General features: G+C 66.0%; 16 protein-coding genes. 4 read left to right on the top strand and 12 right to left on the bottom strand.

Annotated features, from left to right (window positions below; all coding sequences use genetic code 11):
- The first annotated feature begins 15 nt into the window (after nucleotides 1–15).
- Nucleotides 16–2541 carry an AMP-binding protein gene (locus tag BEMPMBAN_RS02775; RefSeq protein WP_159228863.1) on the top strand — a complete coding sequence of 842 codons (2526 nt, stop codon included), beginning with the start codon at nucleotides 16–18 and terminating at the stop codon, nucleotides 2539–2541.
- Here BEMPMBAN_RS02775 and BEMPMBAN_RS02770 read toward each other — a convergent pair.
- From BEMPMBAN_RS02770 to BEMPMBAN_RS32895, 6 genes are all read right to left on the bottom strand, one after another.
- Nucleotides 2471–3292 carry an acyl-CoA thioesterase gene (locus BEMPMBAN_RS02770; protein ID WP_159228862.1) on the bottom strand — a complete coding sequence of 274 codons (822 nt, stop codon included), beginning with the start codon at nucleotides 3290–3292 and terminating at the stop codon, nucleotides 2471–2473. The genes BEMPMBAN_RS02775 and BEMPMBAN_RS02770 overlap by 71 nt on opposite strands.
- A complete protein-coding gene (locus BEMPMBAN_RS02765) occupies nucleotides 3289–4503 on the bottom strand; it encodes a CoA transferase (protein WP_159228861.1) in 1215 nt (404 codons plus the stop codon). Before BEMPMBAN_RS02765 ends, BEMPMBAN_RS02770 begins: the two co-directional genes overlap by 4 nt.
- Before the next feature lie 32 nt (nucleotides 4504–4535).
- The gene (locus BEMPMBAN_RS02760; protein ID WP_425294922.1) at nucleotides 4536–5276 is read right to left on the bottom strand and encodes an HAD-IIA family hydrolase; all 741 of its coding nucleotides are present in this window, start codon (nucleotides 5274–5276) and stop codon (nucleotides 4536–4538) included.
- Between the two features lie 72 nt (nucleotides 5277–5348).
- Nucleotides 5349–6545, bottom strand: a complete 1197-nt coding sequence (locus BEMPMBAN_RS02755) for a cytochrome P450 (RefSeq protein WP_159228859.1) — start codon at nucleotides 6543–6545, stop codon at nucleotides 5349–5351.
- A gap of 6 nt (nucleotides 6546–6551) precedes the next feature.
- Nucleotides 6552–7340, bottom strand: a complete 789-nt coding sequence (locus BEMPMBAN_RS02750) for a spirocyclase AveC family protein (protein ID WP_159228858.1) — start codon at nucleotides 7338–7340, stop codon at nucleotides 6552–6554.
- Complete coding sequence (locus BEMPMBAN_RS32895; protein WP_272952205.1) at nucleotides 7337–7468, bottom strand: hypothetical protein; 132 nt, start codon at nucleotides 7466–7468, stop codon at nucleotides 7337–7339. Before BEMPMBAN_RS32895 ends, BEMPMBAN_RS02750 begins: the two co-directional genes overlap by 4 nt.
- An 84-nt stretch (nucleotides 7469–7552) precedes the next feature.
- Here BEMPMBAN_RS32895 and BEMPMBAN_RS02745 point away from each other — a divergent pair, with 84 nt between their 5' ends.
- The gene (locus BEMPMBAN_RS02745; RefSeq protein ID WP_159228857.1) at nucleotides 7553–8212 is read left to right on the top strand and encodes a TetR/AcrR family transcriptional regulator; all 660 of its coding nucleotides are present in this window, start codon (nucleotides 7553–7555) and stop codon (nucleotides 8210–8212) included.
- A gap of 3 nt (nucleotides 8213–8215) precedes the next feature.
- On the opposite strand, the gene BEMPMBAN_RS02740 is transcribed toward BEMPMBAN_RS02745, so the two are convergent.
- The 4 genes from BEMPMBAN_RS02740 to BEMPMBAN_RS02725 are packed head-to-tail and all read right to left on the bottom strand — an operon-like array spanning nucleotide 8216 to nucleotide 12522.
- On the bottom strand, nucleotides 8216–9094 hold the full coding sequence (locus BEMPMBAN_RS02740; protein WP_159228856.1) for a mycofactocin-coupled SDR family oxidoreductase: 879 nt from the start codon (nucleotides 9092–9094) through the stop codon (nucleotides 8216–8218).
- A complete protein-coding gene (locus tag BEMPMBAN_RS02735) occupies nucleotides 9091–10371 on the bottom strand; it encodes a cytochrome P450 (protein ID WP_159228855.1) in 1281 nt (426 codons plus the stop codon). Before BEMPMBAN_RS02735 ends, BEMPMBAN_RS02740 begins: the two co-directional genes overlap by 4 nt.
- Nucleotides 10364–11401 (bottom strand): SDR family NAD(P)-dependent oxidoreductase, encoded by a 1038-nt coding sequence (locus tag BEMPMBAN_RS02730; RefSeq protein ID WP_159228854.1) that lies wholly within the window; start codon nucleotides 11399–11401, stop codon nucleotides 10364–10366. Before BEMPMBAN_RS02730 ends, BEMPMBAN_RS02735 begins: the two co-directional genes overlap by 8 nt.
- 5 nt (nucleotides 11402–11406) lie before the next feature.
- Nucleotides 11407–12522, bottom strand: a complete 1116-nt coding sequence (locus tag BEMPMBAN_RS02725) for an ABC transporter substrate-binding protein (RefSeq protein ID WP_159228853.1) — start codon at nucleotides 12520–12522, stop codon at nucleotides 11407–11409.
- A gap of 205 nt (nucleotides 12523–12727) precedes the next feature.
- On the opposite strand from BEMPMBAN_RS02725, the gene BEMPMBAN_RS02720 reads away from it, so the two are divergent.
- Nucleotides 12728–12886 (top strand): hypothetical protein, encoded by a 159-nt coding sequence (locus BEMPMBAN_RS02720; RefSeq protein ID WP_159228852.1) that lies wholly within the window; start codon nucleotides 12728–12730, stop codon nucleotides 12884–12886.
- A 9-nt stretch (nucleotides 12887–12895) separates the two neighbouring features.
- Nucleotides 12896–14236 carry a TetR/AcrR family transcriptional regulator gene (locus tag BEMPMBAN_RS02715; protein WP_159228851.1) on the top strand — a complete coding sequence of 447 codons (1341 nt, stop codon included), beginning with the start codon at nucleotides 12896–12898 and terminating at the stop codon, nucleotides 14234–14236.
- A 229-nt stretch (nucleotides 14237–14465) separates the two neighbouring features.
- On the opposite strand, the gene BEMPMBAN_RS02710 is transcribed toward BEMPMBAN_RS02715, so the two are convergent.
- Complete coding sequence (locus BEMPMBAN_RS02710) at nucleotides 14466–14771, bottom strand: DUF2469 domain-containing protein (protein WP_137148053.1); 306 nt, start codon at nucleotides 14769–14771, stop codon at nucleotides 14466–14468.
- Entirely contained in the window at nucleotides 14771–15538 is a 768-nt protein-coding gene (locus BEMPMBAN_RS02705; RefSeq protein ID WP_159228850.1) for a ribonuclease HII, read from the bottom strand. Before BEMPMBAN_RS02705 ends, BEMPMBAN_RS02710 begins: the two co-directional genes overlap by 1 nt.
- Nucleotides 15539–15554 lie beyond the last annotated feature (16 nt).

The following is a 15554-nucleotide window of genomic DNA, read 5'->3' as shown; positions in this document are numbered from 1 at the left end:
GCCCCGGCGTCTGCGATGAGCCCACTGGTCGACCATCTGCGCCGACACGGCGAGAACGTCGCAGTGCTGACCGAGTCGCAACGACTCAGCTACGCCGACCTCGCCGACCACGTCGACGCCGCCGCCCGCGACCTGGGCGAGCACCGCCGCCTTATCCTGCTCGAGACCAGGAACGACGTCGACACGCTGGTCCGATACCTCGGCGCATTGGCCGGTGGTCATGTCGTGATCCCCGGGCCTCCCGGGAGGGACCACAACGCGGTCATCACCACCTACCAACCCGATGTCGTGATCGACGCGACAGGCACCCACCTGCGCTCCGGCACCGGCCACGAGATGCACGAAGACCTCGCCCTGCTGATGTCCACCTCCGGGAGCACCGGTTCCCCGAAACTGGTCAGACTCTCCCGGGCCAACCTGCTCGCCAATGCGGCGGCCATCGCGAAGTACCTCGGGATCCAGGGCACCGACAGGGCGGCAACGACATTGTCGATGTCCTACTGCTACGGGCTGTCGGTTGTCCACAGCCATCTCCTGGTGGGCGCCGCACTCATCCTGACCGAACGCTCGGTGGCCGATGAGGAGTTCTGGGAACTGTTCCGACGCCACCGCGGCACCACGTTCGCCGGTGTTCCCTACACCTTTGAACTGCTCGAGAGGGCCGACTTCGCCTCGATGCACCTGCCGCACCTCCGGTATCTGACCCAGGCCGGTGGGCGGATGCCCGCCGAGCGGGTTCGCCGCTTCGCCACGCTTGCCGAACAGCAGGGCTGGCAGCTCTTCGTGATGTACGGGGCCACTGAGGCGACCGCCCGAATGGCTTATCTGCCACCGGATCTCACTCACAGCCGGGCCTCGGCGATCGGTCGGCCGATCCCGGGGGGGTCGTTTTCCATCGAGCCTGTCGACGGTTGGGCCGAAGACGGCACCGGCGAGTTGGTGTATCGCGGACCCAACGTGATGATGGGCTACGCCCATGGCCCGCAGGATCTGTCCCTGGGGTCCAGCGTGGACGCACTGCGCACCGGCGACATCGCCCGCCGCGCCGACGACGGGTTGTACGAAGTCGTCGGCCGCAGAAGCCGTTTCGTGAAGATGTACGGCCTGCGTATCGATCTCGCTCAGGTCGAGGCCACGTTGGGCGAGAACGGGGTACGTGCGCTGTGCACCGACAACGGTGAGCAGCTCGCGGTGGTGGCCGCCGGTGACCACCATCCGCGCGACCTGCAGCAGCTGGCCGCCGACGCGGCGGGCATTCCCGCCGGCGCCGTGGCCGCCGCTGCGGTGCGGGAGCTGCCGATGCTGACGTCGGGCAAGCCGGACTACCCGGCGGCACGTGCCCTGGTTTCCGACACCGGCGTCCAGCAGCACACGGACCTACGCGCGCTTTTCGCCGACGTGCTGCACCTCGATCCCGACGACATCGACCCCGATGCCAGTTTTGTCGACCTCGGCGGCAACTCGCTGTCCTACGTGGCCATGTCGGTGCGGCTGGAACGAGCACTCGGCCGGCTCCCGGCGCAGTGGCAGCGGTTGTCGCTTCGTGAACTCGAAGCACAGCCCGCGCCGCCGCACCGATGGTGGCGATCGTGGAGCAGCACATTGGAGACCAGCGTCGCGCTGCGGGCGGTCGCGATCGTCCTCATCGTCGGATCACACGCCGAACTGTTCGAACTATGGGGCGGCGCCCACATCCTGCTGGGAGTCGCCGGTTACAACTTCGGCCGCTTCTGCCTGACGCCGGTACCGAGGACGGATCGGATCCGGCACCTGGGCACCACGATCGCGTGGGTCGCCGTTCCCTCCGTGCTGTGGATCGCGATCGCGCTGGTGATCACCGATGACTACCACCCGACGAACCTGTTGCTGGCCAACAAGTTCCTCGGCCCGTTCGACAGCATGACCGCGGGACGGCTGTGGTTCGTCGAGGTGCTGGTGTGGACCCTGGTCGCACTGACGGTGCTGTTCTGGCTACCGGCGATGGATCGCCTCGAGCGTCGGCATTCGTTCGCACTTGCCACCGCATTCCTGGTGGGCGGCATCGCGCTGCTGCGGTTCGACGTCCTGAGTCTGGGCATCGGTCGGGACGCGTGGTTCACGGTGTTGGCTTTCTGGTTCTTCGCGGCGGGCTGGGCGGTCGCGAAGGCGACGACGATCCCACAGCGCGTCCTGGTGTCAGTGGTGCTGGCGGTCGGTGTGCATGGGTACTTCGGCGACACCTTGCGCGAGACCCTGGTGCTTTCCGGCCTCGCTCTGCTGATCTGGCTGCCCGTAGTGCGCTGCCCGTCCGTGCTGGCGGCCGTCGCAGGCGTCGTCGCGGAGGCTTCGCTGTACACCTACCTGACCCACTACCAGGTCTATCCGTTGTTCGGCAGCTACCGAGCTCTTGGTGTCGTCGCCTCGATCACCGTCGGCATCGCGATCACCGCGGCGGTGACCCGGCTGCGCAGACGGCTGCCCGAACGCCGGATCAGGCCCCTGAATTCAACGCAGGTTCCCGCGCTGCGATCAGGCCCTCCTGAACCAGGGTCGCCGCGATGACGCCGTCGCGACCGATCAGGCTCGCGGTGACAACACCGCGACCGCGGCCGGCGGCGGGCGAGCGGCATTCCAAGAGATTCCACTGGTCCGCCCTGACCCCGCGGTGAAACCACGCGGAGGAATCGGTGGTCCCACTTCGGTGGCTCCTCGATCGCATGGAGTGACCATGCACCTGCAAAGCAGGGTCGATCAGGTAGACATCGGTGACATACACCGCGACCAGGGTGTGCACCAGGGGCTCGGCGGGAAGCTCCACCGTCGCCCGCCACCACAACCTGCGCACGAACTCGCCGCCGGAAGTGTCGTCGATGACCCTGATGTCGAGCTCGTCCAGCGGCATCGACGGCGCGGGACCAGCAGGGCCGGTGCGGGCCAGCGTTTCCGGATCCTCCGGCGCCGCCCCGCGAAGACCATGCTCGGGACCGGGTAGCGCTTCCGCGAAAGACAGTGTCGCCGTGGCGAGCAACCGCCCGTCCTGCACCGCGTCGACCCTCCTGGAGGCCGCCGTGCGGCCGTCGAAAACGCGCTCGACCCGATAGTCGATGGGCTCCCCCGCGTCTCCCCCACGCAGGAATTGCAGATGCAGGCTCGTCGGCGACTTCTCCGCGTCCACCGTCCGGGACGCCGCAGCCAGGGCCTGGGCCACCAACTGACCGCCGTACGCCCGTTTTCCCGCGGGGCCACTGCCCTGGCCCCGCCAGGTGTCCTCGGATCCGGCGGTCACATCCAACAGATTCAACAGGGTGCTCATCGCGGCCCGGCCACGGTGCCGGACCGGACGAGCCCGTCGATCTCCTCGACGGACAGTGCCAGGCGATCAGCCAGCACCGCGGCGGTGTCGTCGCCGAGCGCGGGCGCGGGCACCGCCACCGGGTAGGCACCGTCGATCGATATCGGCAGTCCGGGCGCGAGATAGCGACCCACCCGGGGCTGATCGACCTCGGTGAACATCGGGTTGGCGGTGACCCTGTCGTCCGTGGCGGTCTCAGCGAATGTCCGGTACCGCTCCCACAACACCGACGTCGTCGCGAGTGCGGCGCTGATGTCCTCTCCGGTGCGGGCGGCGAACCATTCACCGAACAGCGCACTCAGCGCACCGCGGTGCCGGTATCTCTCCCCCTCGTCGGAGAAGTCCGCACCCAGAGACTGTGCCAGTGCCGCAACGGCTTCGGTGGTTTCGGTCAGCACAGTCAGGTCGCGGAAGTGCCGGCCCGTCAACGCGACGACCATGAAGGCCGCCCCGTCGCTGCTGATGAAGTCCTGCCCATACGTTCCGTACACCGCGTTGCCGATGCGTTGCCGCGCCGTGCCGTTGACCATCACCTCGGTGAGCAGACTGAGATTGCCCGCCGTCGCCAGCGCCACGTTCTCCAACGGGATGCCGATACGCTGACCGTGCCCGGTCGCATCCCGGTGGCGCAGTGCGGTGACCACTGACAACGCCACGTACAGCCCGCAGGTGACGTCCCATGCCGGCAGCACATGGTTGACGGGCGTTGCCAGGTCAGCCGGCCCGGTGACCAGTGGAAAACCGATCGCGGCATTGACCGTGTAATCGACGCCGGTGCCGCCGTCGGCACGTCCGGACACCTCCACGTGAATCAGATCCGGCCGTAACTCCGTCAATGTTTCGTAGGAATGCCATTGCCGGCCAGCAATATTGGTGATGAAGACGTCGCTGTCGGCGATCAGCCCGGCAACCAGCCGCTGCCCTTTTTCGGAGCGCATGTCGACTGCCAGGGAGCGCTTGCCCTTGTTCAGCCCCGCCCAGTAGATGCTCTCGCCGCCTTCGGAGAGCGGCCAGCGACGGTAGTCGGCCGCACCACCGATCGGGTCCACGCGGATCACCTCGGCGCCGAGCTGGGTCAGTGTCATCCCGGCCAGGGGCACCGCGACGAAACTGGAGATCTCGACGATCCGCACCCCGGCGAGCGGGCGGGCCGGGTCAGGTGCAGCGGTCATCGGGTCAAGCTATCAAGCCCCAGACAGCACGCTCAGATCAGCTCGACTGCGTCGGCGATGGAGTCCAGCACCCGACCCGGCCGGAACGGATAACGCGCCACGTCGTCGACGGTGGTGGACCCGGTGAGTACCAGGATGGTCTCCAAACCCGCCTCGATGCCGGCGACGATATCGGTGTCCATCCGGTCACCCACCATCACGGTGCTCTCCGAGTGCGCCTCGATCCGGTTCATCGCGCTGCGGAACATCATCGGGTTCGGCTTGCCGACGAAGTAGGGCTCGCCTCCGGTGGCCTTGGTGATCATCGCTGCGACCGAACCGGTCGCCGGTAACGGCCCCTCGGCCGACGGTCCGGTGACATCGGGGTTCGTCGCGATGAACCGCGCGCCGCCGAGGATCAGCCGCACGGCCTTGGTGATCGCCTCGAACGAGTAGGTGCGGGTCTCGCCGAGCACCACGAAGTCGGGCGCGACGTCGGTCAGGGTGTAGCCGGCCTCGTGCAGCGCCGTGGTCAGCCCGGCCTCCCCGATGACGTAGGCGGAGCCGCCGGGCAGTTGGTCGCCCAGGAACGTCGCGGTCGCCAGCGCGGAGGTCCAGATCGATTCCTCCGGCACGGACAGTCCGGCGCGCAGCAGCCGCGCCGCGAGGTCGCGGGGGGTGAAGATGGAGTTGTTGGTCAGCACCAGGAAGGGTCGTTCCCTATCGACGAGGCGCTGCAGGAACTCCGCGGCCCCGGGTAGCGCGTGTTCCTCACGGACGAGCACACCGTCCATATCGGTGAGCCAGCATTGCGGTGTCGAGGGCACGACACCAGTGTGTCAGTAGTGGCAAGTGCCCGACCGCTGTCAGCCCATCCTGACCGGCAACCGTGCCCAGCCCCGCACACTGGACGTCCGCGCCCTGCTCGCGTTGCCGTAGTCAACATCCCAGTCCCTCCACCGCTTGAGAACCTCCTCGAACGCCACCCGGGCCTCCAGCCTGGCCAGCGCCGAACCAAGGCAGAAATGCAGGCCCTGCCCGAAGCTCAGATGCCCGCCGGTGCGGTGGATGTCGAAGCGGTCGGGATCGCTGAACTTCGTGTCGTCGCGGTTCGCTGAACCGTTGAGCAGCAACATGTAGGACCCCTCGGGAACGGTATGGTCGTAGAGTTCGACGTCGCGTGCCACATAACGCGCCTGTACCGGTGATGGCGGCTCGAAGCGCAGAGATTCCTCGATCGCCGACGGGATCAACGCGGGATCGGCGACGAGTTCACGGCGCTGATCGGGGTGTTCCCCGAGCAGCTGCCCCATGAAGCCGATCAGGCGCGCCGTGGTCTCGCCGCCGGCACCGGCGATCATCGCCGTATAGGCGAGCACCTCGGTACGTTCCAGCTTCCGCCGCGTCCCGTCGGGTTCGTCCACCTCGGCATTGAGCAGTTCGGTCATCAGGTCGTCCGACGGGTGCGTCGCCCGCCATTCGATGTACTCGGCGAACAGCGCCAGCGACTCCGCGAAGACCGTCGCGCTGACATCAACCTCCGCGTCCCCGACCGAGATGTTCTCATCCGTGCGGTCACGGATCTGCTTCTGCCCGTCCTCGGGGATACCGAGCAGGTAGCCGATCGTCTGCATCGGCATGATCGCGCCGAGGTCGACAACGAAGTCGAAACCATCCCGGCCGACCAGAGGATCCAGTGCGCGAGAACAAAACCCGCGCACCAGGTCCTCGACGGCGAGCATGCGCCGCGGAGTGAACACCCGCGACAGCAGGCGCCGATGCAGGTCGTGCAGCGGCGGGTCCTCGAACAGCAGAATCCCCGGCGGCACCTCGATCCCGCTGAACAGGATGTCGGCAGTGGTGCCCCTACCGGACCGGTAGGTCTCCCAGTCCGGCAGCGCCCTGACGACATCGTCGTAGCGGCTGAGTGCGTAGAACCCGTACTTGTCGTTGTGATACAGCGGCGCTTCTTTCCGCATCCGGCGCCACACCGGATACGGGTCATCGTCGATGGCGTGGTCGAACGGGTCGTAGTACACGTCGCCGATGTTGTTCACTGACACAGTCGCCTACCTCGGTTGGTTCTCGATGCCGGGAAACAATTGCTCCGTGGGGCCCACGGTGACGTGACCGCCGAGCTTCGTCGCCAGGTGCGGCGCGAACACTGCCAGGTACATGAGATGGCCGGCCACCACCATCACCGCGATGGACAGCAGTGATGATCCGACCTTGCCCGACGACCTTCTGTCAGACCAGATCTCGATGACGTTGCGGCCCCGCTCATCGGTGCGCCCGAGCAGGTAGGTGAGCACCATCATCTGCAGACCCATCGCGACCGCGTCGTAGATCGGATACTGGAACCTGCTTCCCGCGAAGATCGCCAGCCCATCGATCACGTAGCCGTAGTAGAAGACGCCCAGCCGGGGTCCGAAGAATCCGTTGAACAGCAGCGCCCAACAGAAGCCGACCAGGAAGCCGACGCCGAGCAGTGTCTGTGGTCTGCGCCAGCCGAATCGCTTGACCGCCCGCCGGCCCAGCGCCGCGCCGATCACCGCTGGCAACACGAAATAGGGGATGTACCCAACGGGTACTGCCGACGGCAGCCCACCACCCCAGGTGTAGTTCATCGGCCACCACGGCGGCATCCGTGGAAGCGCTGGAGCGAACTGAGCGTAGACCGCCCAGTCATACGGCGCCTCGATCCACGAAAACGAGATCGCTGAGATGGACACCAGCAGCAGCGGATGTAGGCGACCGCGCCGGATGCTCAGGTACACACCGAACGCCAGGAACAGGACTCCGCCGACGTAGGCAAACGTGAGACCGGCGATCAGCGCCGGCGTCAGCTCGGTACTCACTGGCGCTGTCTGCTCTTCGCGCGAGCGCTCACTGGCCGATCCCGTGCTTCCGGATCGAGATAGACGATCAGACCGACGATGAGCACGGCCAGGCCGGCCAGAGCGCCGACCATGATGAGCGCTCCCATATCTGTCCCTCTCCCTCGCCGAAGCCTTGTAATAGTGCACACTATTACAACGACGTGGTCAAGATCCGACTATGGTGAAACCCGGTGCCCCAGCGAAATTCGTCCAAGAAGCAGACCGCCGTCGAGGTCGCGGCGGTCCGTCGACCGCGCGGGGAGGCGCGGCGGCTGCTGCTCGACGCGGCCCGCGAACTGTTCGCGCGTCGGGACTACCGTGCCACCACAACCCGGGAGATCGCCGAGGCAGCGGGTGTCAGTGAGTACCTGCTGTTCCGCCATTTCAGCTCCAAGGCAGGCCTTTTCCGTGAGGCCCTCGTCGTGCCGTTCACCACCTTCCTCGACGAGTTCCGTACCACCTGGCAGTCCGTCATCCCCGAGGAGACCGACGAACAAGAACTCTCCCGACAGTTCGTCGGGCCGCTCTACGACGTCCTCGTCGAACACCGAGGTCTGCTGCTCACCCTGGTCGCGGCGGACGGATTGAGCGAGGACGACATCGAGGCCTCGGGGATCGCGGATATCCGCAGAGCGCTCAGCGTCCTTGGGCAGATCAGCGCCGAGGGGATGCGGTTGCGCGGCATGCGATCTAACCAGCCGGATCTGCCCGCACACTCGACCGTCGCGATGATCGTCGGGATGGTCGCGCTGCACTCCACGTTTTTCGGCAGCACGCCGCCATCGCGCGAGGCGATCGTCGACGAGCTCGTCCAGGCGATCCTTCACGGCTTCCTCCACCGACCCGAATGAGCCCTAGCCCCCGGGTCCGTTGGGCCACTTGAGCAACGAGCCGGCGTCGACGCGGATGTGCTGACCGGTGATGTACCGGCTGTCGTCACTGGCCAGGAACACGCCGAGGTTCGCCGTGTCCTCGGGTTCGATGTACGCGATCGGCATGGCCTGGAACAGGCTGAACAACGGCTCGGCGTCTTCGCGGGTGGGCGTCTTGCCTTCGGCCTTCAGGTCGGGGCGAAATACGCCGTACATGCCCTCGTTCTGCAGCAGGTGGGTGTTGCAGTTCGTCGGATGGATCGCGTTGACGCGAATCATCCGTGGTGCCAAGTGAAGACACATCTCGTCGACGTACTCCATCACGATGCGCTTGCTCCACCCATACCCGGCACCGCCGGGACCCATGTCGGGGCTCGTGGTGGTGCCACGGATCATGCCGGCCGTCGACCCGGTGACGATGATCGACGCACCATCCAGCAGATGCGGAATTGCTACTGCCACAGTGTTCATCACGCCCACCAGATCGATGTCGCTGGCGTCGACGAACCCCATGGGATCCGGGTCGCCCATCGCCATCGGCAGGATTCCTGCATTCGCGACGACGATGTCGACCTTGCCCAGGTCCGCCACTCCCGCCTCGACCGCGTCACGCAGTTCATGGCGCTCGCGAACGTCAGCGACCCTGGCGACGACCCTGCGTCCGGTTTCCTTGACCGAACGCTCGGTCTCGGCCAGGTCCTCGGGAGTCGCCAACGGGTACGGGTTGGAGGGGATGTCGCGGCAGATGTCGACCGCGATGACGTCCGCGCCCTCCCTGGCCATCGCGATCGCATGCGCCCGCCCCTGCCCTCGTGCCGCGCCGGTGATGAAAGCAACCTTGCCTTCGAGTTTTCCGGTCATTGGTGCGCCTCTTCGAAGGTGATGTGCAACTCGCTGAGTCCGCGCATGATGAAGGTCGGCTCGTAGGCAAACCGGCGATCCCCGGGAGGACCGTGGTGCTCCTCGGAGATCGTGATGTCCTTCATGCGATCGAGGATTCGCTCCAGCGAGATCCGGCCCTCGGCCCGGGCCAGCGGCGCGCCCGGGCACGAGTGTGCTCCCCGGATGAAGGCGATCTGCTCCCGCACGTTCGGTCGATCGGCCTGGAACTCATTCGGATCGGCAAACTTTCGTTGGTCCCGGTTGCACGCTCCGGGGAGCAGCATCACGGTCGTGCCCGCAGGCACGTCCACATCTGCGATGGTCGTCGACATCCGCGCCATCCGGAAGTGTGACTTCACCGGACTCTCCAGGCGCAGCGTCTCTTCGAGGAAGGCGGGAATCTTACTGCGATCCTCGCGGAGCATCACTTCGAACCCGGGATTGGCCGCGATGAACCGCACCGCGGAACTGACGAGCTTCGTCGTCGTCTCGGTCCCCGCGGCGAACAGGAACGTCGACAGGTTCATGACATCGTCGATGTCGGGGGTCGACCCGTCTTCATGCTTGGCCTGCGCGAGTTCGGTCAGCACGTCCTCGCGGGGTTCACGTCTGCGGTCGGCGATGTAACCGTGGAACTTGTCGTTGAGCCATTCCAACGGGTTATGGGAGGTCGGTGCGTCCTTACCCAGCTCTCCGACCGTCTCCCCCGCGAACACCGCCTTGAACTCCTCATGGTCCTCTGCCGGAACCCCGAGCAGGTCGGCGATCACGAGCAGCGAGAACGGCTTCGCGTAGTCCCCGAGAAATTCGCTTCGTCCGCGGTCGATGAACGTGTCGAGTTGCTTATCGGCCAGGCGCCACATGAACTCCTCGTTCTCCTTGAGGCGCTTCGGCGTGATCAACCTGCTCAACAACCCCCGGGTACGCGTGTGCAGCGGCGGATCCTGGGAGGTGATGTGCTCGGCCATCGGCACCGCGTCACGGTGCTGTTCGATCAGTTCGGTCACGTCGTCGCTTTCCCCCGGTCCGAACGGCAGGCCGGAGAACGGTCCGGCCACCGACACGCACGACGAGAATGCCGGATTCTTGTAGACCGACAGCGCCTCTGCATATCCGGTGACAGCCAGCACCCCGAACGGAGTCGCCTTTGTCACTGGGCATTTCGACCGGAGATGGTCGAAATACGGGTACGGGTCGGGAATTAGGGACTCGTCGGTGAAGTAGTCGACGGTCTCGTAGTTGGTCTGGTCAGGCATGGTTCTGGGTCCCTTGATCGGCAGCCTCTTTGGTGGCCGCGCGGCGCATCGCCACCTCGACAAGACGTTTCATGGCAGGCTGCGGAAGGACCTTCGCAGCCAGTACCATTGCCTTCTGCGCACCCGTCAGGGGGAAGGCTCCACCGCGCATCGAGCCCTGGCGGGGAATCCCCAGCGCCAGGCGTGACAGGTGGTGCATCCCTGGAGACGACAGAATCCTGCTGAACACCAGCAACATCGATGCATCGGGGCCCACTCCGTGGCGGCGAAACGATCCGTTGTCCTCCAGCGCCTTCACGAGGCCGTCGGCGAAGCGCTCCGGTGGCCGGGCGAACTTGATCGCGAACCGGCCGCGGCTGTTCATCGTCTGGTGTAGTCGTGCATACGGTCCCGCAAGATCACGGTCGTCGGTGGTGCCGACATCGGTGATGATGTCGGTGTCGTAGGTACCGGCAATCAGGCTCGTGACGCCGAGACCGAACGGGGAGATCTCCGCGGCCAACGACTCGCCCCAGCGTTCCATGGCGCCCTTGCTGGCTGAGTAGGGTGCGGTACCCGGCTGGCCGCGCACCCCCGCCGAACTGCACACCAGCACGATGCGGCCACGGCCCGCCGCCCGCATTGACGGCAGCAACGCCTTGGTCAGCGCGACGGGGCCCATCACGTGAGTGGCAAACATTCGCTGCCATAGGTCGAGGTCCGCCTCCTCCACCATGCCCGCGGCGGAGATGCCGGCGTTGTGGACGACCGCGTTCGGTGCGCCGACGGCTTCTTCGATCGCCTTGGCCGCCGCGGCGATCGACGCGCCGTCCGTGAGATCTAGCTGCACTCCGATCAGCCTGTCGTCGTGCTCACCGGCGCCCGTCGCCTCCCGCAGTAGCGCCATTCCCGCGTCGGGCGTGCGCATCGCGGCAACCACGCGCCACCCCTCGCGATAAAGGCGCACGGACGATGCGAAGCCGAGTCCGCGGGCCGCACCGGTGATGACGATGGAGCGACGCTCCTCGCCCGAGCACTCATCCCTCCGCATTGTCGTCACTCCTCACCGAAGCGATCGACGAGATGCGAAGTGACGCCGTCCGCGTCCAGGCGGCGAGCCACCAGATATCCCGAACCCATCCACGCACGCCGCGTCCACTTACCAAGGGAGACCCGGGTTCCGGGAGCTCCGGAGGCTGCGGGCAGCATCTTCACTCGCTCGAGTGCCTCCTTGACTCCGCGAGGGCTCAGCGGATGCGAGTCGGTGAAGGCACGCACCAGCGTGGCCGCGACGTCGTGATTGACCACCGTCACACAGAATTCCGGCCGGCTGCCGTCGTACTTCTTCGCGTAGCGGTCCAGGAAGTCCTGCCCGACATGGTTTCCCTCGTCGTACTGGTCGACCCCAACCCACCCCATGAACGCCTGCCACATGACCGGGTTCACCCACGCGTTCTGGAATGCGGTGGTGGTGAAGCGGGGTGGATCCCATTCGACGGCCTCGAGCGCAGGATTGATGAAGACGATCCCGAAGCCGAAACCGAGATGCACGATCGCTTCGGCCCCCGAGTCGTGCAGTGTCCGCACCGCGCCGTTGATGTGCTGCGCCGTCTGCGCGACGACGACCTCGGCGACAATGCGGATACCCTTGCGCTGAGCAGCCTTCCGCAAATTCCTCACGTAGCTCTCGCCGATGAGACTCTGCTCGACGAGTACGCCGATCTTTTCGAATCCCCGCTTGGCCACCAGGTCGACGATGAAGATCGGCTCGTCGGTCATCGAACCTTGGGGGAAGGCGAAGGTCCACTCACCAAGCCAGTCGTCGGTGCCGGTGACGCTGATCGCGGGGACTTTGAAGCGCTCCTCGATCGCCTCCCGCAGTGGCACGCAGTTGTCGGTGATGTTGGGCCCGAAGACCACCAGGCAACCCTCGTCGACGAGCTCACCGTAGGCGTCGATGACCGCCTTCACCGACCCCTTCGGCAGGCCCTCCACCTCGCGGTAGATCATCTGCACCGGCCGATCCATCAGTCCTTGCTCGACCGCCTCGGCGAAGACGAGGTCGAAGGTCTGGGTGAACGACGCGAACAGCTCCTCCGGGAAACCCGGTGGCAGCGTGAAATCCATCAGATAGCCGACCTTGATGGGCTCCGCGGTGCTCTCGTATGACATCCGACCTCCTGCGCAAGACCTTCGGCATCGCCGGCAGCTTCCCGAACCTAATATTTGTTCAGACCATAACCTTGCCGCCCGTCAGCGTCAATCATCGGATCCCGCCGCCAGGCCGAGGTACACATCGACCCGCAGCCGACCACATGACGCCGTCCGGCGGACGATGGGTCGACCGTCTCGAGCGGCGCGACAGCGTCTGTGAGAGATGATCGACCGCGTCTGTGTCATCGCGTGGAACGCGGAGTCGGTTTCCCAGATCACCGACGACGTGATCGCGATGATGGCTGGCTCGATGAGAGTTGCCTCGCACGACGCCTCGGATCCGCCCTACGACCGTCCCCTCGTCGCATTGCGCGGTCAGTAGGATCAAGAAATGGCAGGTGCCGACCCCGCAGGGCGGGTCTCGAAACGCGGCGGTCGCACGCCCGAGAAGAGTCCGGGCGCCGCAAAACTCACCGCAGTGCCGACGTCGTCAGTCGATGCGACGCGACGCACCGAGATTCTCAAGACCGCCAACACCGTGATCGCCACCACCGGCCTGCGCAGCTCGCTTCAGCAGATCGCAGACGCCGCGGGCATCCTGGCGGGCAGTCTCTACCACCACTTCGAGTCCAAGGAAGCCATCCTCGTCGAGCTGATCCGGCTCTACCACGCCGACCTCGATCGCATCGGCGAGGTCACGCTGGAACGGCTCGACCAGCCCGACGAGCGCAGCGTCACCGACCGGATCACCGACCTCGGACGTGAGGTCGCCCGATGCGCCGTCGAACATCGAGCCGCCCTGCAGATGTCGTTCTACGAAGGGCCGAGCAACGACCCCGAGCTCATGGAGCTGACTGCCCGGCAGCCGAAGAAGATCCAGGAGGCCATGCTGCAGGCGTTGCGGGCCGGCCGGTGGAGCGGCGACATCCGTTCGGACGTCGACCTACCGACGCTGGCCGACCGTCTGTGTCAGAGCATGTTGCACGTCGGCCTCGACGTCATCCGGCACAACGCCGACACCGATCGGCTGGCCACCCTGAAGTGCCGGATCGCGCTGGAGGGCCTCGCCGCCGAGCCCCCCTCCGATTCGGACCTGGACCGGTCGAACGCGTTCGCCGTCGCCGAAGACGTCATCAAGAGTTGGGTCGACGCCGAGGACGACACCGACCTCAAGGCCGCGCACGTGCGCGCGGTGGCGCGGGCGGAATTCGGTAGGCGCGGTTACGAGATGACGACCATCCGCGACATCGCTTCGGCCGCGGGGCTGGGCACCGGAACCGTGTACCGGGTCATCGGCTCCAAGGACGAACTACTGATGTCGATCATGCTCGAGTTCGGCCACAAGGTCGGCGGCGCATGGGCGGACATCGTCCGGTCGGACTCCACAGCGATCGAGAAGCTGGATGCGTTGAGCTGGCTGAATATCAATGCGCTCGACCAGTTCCCCGACGAGTTCCGCATCCAGCTGGCCTGGCTGCGCCACACCCCACCAGACTCGGCGAACCCCACATGGTCGTTCACGAAGCGGATCCGCCAGATGAAGGCCCTGTTGTCCGACGGGATCCGTGACGGGGAGATTCACATCGAGGGCGCCGGCGCGGACATGCTCACTCGCTGCATCATCGGCGAACAGTGGATCCCGGAGAACATCCTTGCCGAGATCGGCACCCGAAACGCGCTGGTCCTCGCTCGTGACACCGTCCTGCGGGGAGTCGCCGTCCGTCCCTCGTGACCGCACGCGCCGAACCGAACCGGGGACGCCCATCATGATGCGTACCGTGTGGTGCAGCGCCGACGGTGGCAGAACCCTGTTGGCGATCATCGGGCATTCGCGCATCCGGTCCGACTGCGCGCCGGTCAACGTCTGCCCGCCTCTCGACAATGTTGACCAAATATTCGGTCGGTCGCCGGCAGCAGGGCAACTCATCGGAGCCGAACCCGGGAAAGCTACCCGAGGCAAGTTATTCGGGCAGCCGCAACTCGGGCTTTTCGACCTCTTCGATGTTGACGTCTTTGAAGGTGATCACCCGGACCTGCTTGACGAACCGCGCGGGGCGGTACATGTCCCACACCCAGGCGTCGGCCAGTCGCAGTTCGAAGTAGACCTCGCCGTCGGCGTTGTGCGGCACCATTTCGACGCTGTTGGCCAGATAGAACCGCCGCTCGGTCTCCACGACATAGCTGAACTGTCCGACGATGTCCTTGTACTCGCGGTAGAGCGAGAGCTCCATCTCGGTTTCGTACTTCTCGAGATCTTCGGCACTCATCAGCTCAGCTGTCCTTCATGTCGATCGGAGTCCCTCGGACCCATCCTGGAACCCATCCTGGAACCCATTGTGCTCATCTTCCCGCACGCGAGTTCGGCGTGCCCCCCCGGTTCCCGCGCCGACAGACGCCGCACGTTGACGAACGAATACCGATGCTGTCTGGACGGGCCGAGACTGGCCAGCGCGGCGGAGTGGGCGCGGGTGCTGTAGCCCTTGTGCTCAGCGAAGCCGTAGCCGGGGTGTTCCTGTTCCATGGCCACCATCAGCCGGTCCCGGCTGACCTTGGCCAGCACGCTCGCCGCCGCGATGCATGCCGCGGCGGCGTCGCCGCCCACCACCGGCAGCGACGGTGTCGGCAGGCCGGGCACCCGGAATCCATCGGAGAGCACATACCCCGGTCGCACCGGCAGGCCCGCCACCGCACGTCGCATCCCTTCGATGTTGGCGACGTGCACCCCTCGGCGGTCCACCTCGACCGAAGGAATGAAGACCACGTGGTAGGCCAACGCATAGCGACGGATCAGCGGGAACAACCGCTCCCGTTCGGTCTCGTTGAGTCGCTTGGAATCGTCGAGCGCCGCCAGGCTCTCCAGCCGGTTGGGGCCGAGCACACACGCCGCCACCACCAGCGGACCAGCACACGCACCCCGGCCGACCTCGTCGACCCCGGCCACCGGGCCCAGACCGGCACGGTAGAGCGCGGATTCCAGGGTGCGCAGGCCCGACGATTTACGGATCACCACCCTCGGTGGCCAGGCAGCACGCAACTGGGCCTCCTGTCAG

Origin of the sequence: Mycolicibacterium austroafricanum, from assembly GCF_902705885.1 — a bacterium.
GTDB lineage: Bacteria > Actinomycetota > Actinomycetes > Mycobacteriales > Mycobacteriaceae > Mycobacterium > Mycobacterium vanbaalenii_A.
The sequence above is the reverse complement of the archived record's forward strand: the minus strand, read 5'-3'. Positions and strand labels throughout refer to the sequence as shown.

Bases quoted from the DNA above. Each gene is read 5' to 3' on its own strand.
- BEMPMBAN_RS02715 (WP_159228851.1), top strand. From the start codon at position 12,896: ATGGCAGGTGCCGACCCCGCAGGGCGGGTCTCGAAACGCGGCGGTCGC.
- BEMPMBAN_RS02730 (WP_159228854.1), bottom strand. From the start codon at position 11,401: ATGCGGAGGGATGAGTGCTCGGGCGAGGAGCGTCGCTCCATCGTCATC.
- BEMPMBAN_RS02770 (WP_159228862.1), bottom strand. From the start codon at position 3,292: ATGAGCACCCTGTTGAATCTGTTGGATGTGACCGCCGGATCCGAGGAC.
- BEMPMBAN_RS02775 (WP_159228863.1), top strand. From the start codon at position 16: ATGAGCCCACTGGTCGACCATCTGCGCCGACACGGCGAGAACGTCGCA.
- BEMPMBAN_RS32895 (WP_272952205.1), bottom strand. From the start codon at position 7,468: ATGGGAGCGCTCATCATGGTCGGCGCTCTGGCCGGCCTGGCCGTGCTC.
- BEMPMBAN_RS02765 (WP_159228861.1), bottom strand. From the start codon at position 4,503: ATGACCGCTGCACCTGACCCGGCCCGCCCGCTCGCCGGGGTGCGGATC.
- BEMPMBAN_RS02725 (WP_159228853.1), bottom strand. From the start codon at position 12,522: ATGTCATACGAGAGCACCGCGGAGCCCATCAAGGTCGGCTATCTGATG.
- BEMPMBAN_RS02710 (WP_137148053.1), bottom strand. From the start codon at position 14,771: ATGAGTGCCGAAGATCTCGAGAAGTACGAAACCGAGATGGAGCTCTCG.
- BEMPMBAN_RS02740 (WP_159228856.1), bottom strand. From the start codon at position 9,094: ATGACCGGAAAACTCGAAGGCAAGGTTGCTTTCATCACCGGCGCGGCA.
- BEMPMBAN_RS02720 (WP_159228852.1), top strand. From the start codon at position 12,728: ATGATCGACCGCGTCTGTGTCATCGCGTGGAACGCGGAGTCGGTTTCC.
- BEMPMBAN_RS02760 (WP_425294922.1), bottom strand. From the start codon at position 5,276: ATGGACGGTGTGCTCGTCCGTGAGGAACACGCGCTACCCGGGGCCGCG.
- BEMPMBAN_RS02735 (WP_159228855.1), bottom strand. From the start codon at position 10,371: ATGCCTGACCAGACCAACTACGAGACCGTCGACTACTTCACCGACGAG.